The 1,851-nt window shown below is 71.2% G+C and carries 3 protein-coding genes; all 3 read left to right on the top strand.

The genetic code is table 11. The features are described from left to right. On the top strand, nucleotides 1–419 hold a 419-nt coding region (locus tag B1964_RS17880; RefSeq protein WP_079930703.1), incomplete at its 5' end, for a hypothetical protein. After that, nucleotides 416–1,042, top strand: a complete 627-nt coding sequence (locus B1964_RS17875) for a hypothetical protein (RefSeq protein ID WP_079930702.1) — start codon at nucleotides 416–418, stop codon at nucleotides 1,040–1,042. The genes B1964_RS17880 and B1964_RS17875, both read left to right, overlap by 4 nt. A 65-nt stretch (nucleotides 1,043–1,107) precedes the next feature. Beyond that, a partial coding sequence (locus tag B1964_RS17870; RefSeq protein ID WP_139765782.1) for an NAD(P)/FAD-dependent oxidoreductase occupies nucleotides 1,108–1,851 on the top strand: 744 nt, incomplete at its 3' end.

Here is a 1,851-nt window from a genome sequence, read left to right as displayed (position 1 = left end):
CGGTGCTCGATCACCGGGCGACCGAGCGCACCGACCTCGACGACGAGGTCCTCGCGGCGGCCCGATCGGCCATCACGAGCATGCTGACGTCGGACCCGGCACACGCCGAGGCCTACGTCGAGCGGGTCCTCGCCCTGAGCACCGGCGCGCAGAAAACGCGTCTCGAACAGGCCGGTGCGGCCCTGTCCGCCGCCGTCGCCGCCCAGACCGCGCCCAGTGCCGGACGGGTGCTCTCGGCCGGGCTCGTCACCGATCCCGGGTCCGACGATCCCGGTTCCCGCGCCGAGGTACTGGTGGTCGTGCAGGCGTCCAATCCCGTTCTGCTCGGCGGGGATCCGCAGGCCGACCGCCTCACCCTCACCGTCGGGATGACCCGCACCGACGCCGGCTGGCTCGTCGACTCGGCGGTGCCGGCATGAGCACGTCCCGAGTTCCCCGAGTCCGATCCCCCCGGAGCCGCCGGCTCACCTGGACCCAGCACCACCGCATCCGTCCGCTCGCCGCGCCGCCGCGGATGTCGCGTCGCGCACGCCGACTGCTGGTGGCGATCGCGACGCTGACCCTGACCGCGCTGGTGGTCGCCGCCGTCGCCTGGACCCAGGCGTATCGGCAGACCCCGCGTCCCACCGACGCCGACCGTGCAGACGTCGAACGGGCCGCGACGAGCGCGGTCACCGCACTGATGACCTTCGGCGGGGAGCACCCCCCGGCCCCCGACGCGGTGCGCGCCCATCTGAGCGAGCCGCTGCTCACGCGATACGACGCCGAGCGTGCCGATGTCGTCCTTCCGGATGCGGTCGCCGCGTCGGCGCAGATGACGGTGAATGTGGTCGGCATGGCGGTCGGGGAATTCCACGCCGACGACGCACGTCTGCTCGCCTTTCTCAACCAGACGGTGACGGTGCCCGACGCGAGTGCGCCGGGAGTCGGAGCCGGTGTGGGCGGCGAACATACATCTACCGAAAAGTGGTTGGTCATGCGTAAGGTGAACGGAACCTGGCTGCTCGCCGACGTCCGACCGGTGGGGGACGTCACCCGCTGACGCGGGCAGCGACATTCGATCCGCTGACGCGGGCAGCACCGTCGACGAGAGGGCGAGAACCGAGGATGAGTGCAGCAGGTGTCGTGGTGGTCGGTGCGGGACTCGGGGCCATCCGCCTCGCAGAGAACCTGCGCACCAACGGATACGAGGAGCCGATCACACTGATCGGCGCCGAGCCCTACGCCCCCTATGATCGGCCGCCGCTGTCGAAGACGGTGCTGCTCGGCAAGGACGACCGCGTCGAGCTCAAGCCGGCCGAGTTCTACACCGAGTCGTCGATCACCCTGCGACTCGGTCAACGGGTCACCGCCGTCGACCCGCAGGCCGCAACCGTCACCGTGCATGGCCCCGATACCGATGACACCGAGAGCGTCCCCTACGACGTCCTGGTGCTCGCCACCGGACTCGCCCCGCGGGCCTTCCCCGGTGCCGAACACCTTGCGGGCGTGCACACCCTGCGCACCTTCGACGACGCGGTCGCCCTGCGCTCGGAGATCGACGGTGCGCAGACCGCCGTCGTCATCGGTGCCGGCTTCATCGGCTGCGAAGTCGCGTCGAGCCTGACCGAGCGCGGCGTGCGGGTCTCGCTCGTCGAGCCGGCGCCGACCCCGCTGGCGCAGGCGCTCGGTGAACCGATCGGGACACTGGTGGCCCGGATGCACACCGCCAATGGGGTCGATGTTCGTGCGGGTATTGGGGTTTCGGAGATCGTCGGCGACGACTCGGGTGCGGTGCGGGCGGTGCGTCTGGCCGATGGCACCGAACTGCCCGCCGACATCGTCGTCGTCGGCATCGGCTCCCTCCCCGCC

This window comes from Gordonia sp. i37 (genome assembly GCF_002043085.1).
In the GTDB taxonomy this organism is placed as follows: domain Bacteria; phylum Actinomycetota; class Actinomycetes; order Mycobacteriales; family Mycobacteriaceae; genus Gordonia; species Gordonia polyisoprenivorans.
Note: the sequence above shows the minus strand (reverse complement) of the source record. Positions and strands in the feature narration are given on the sequence as shown.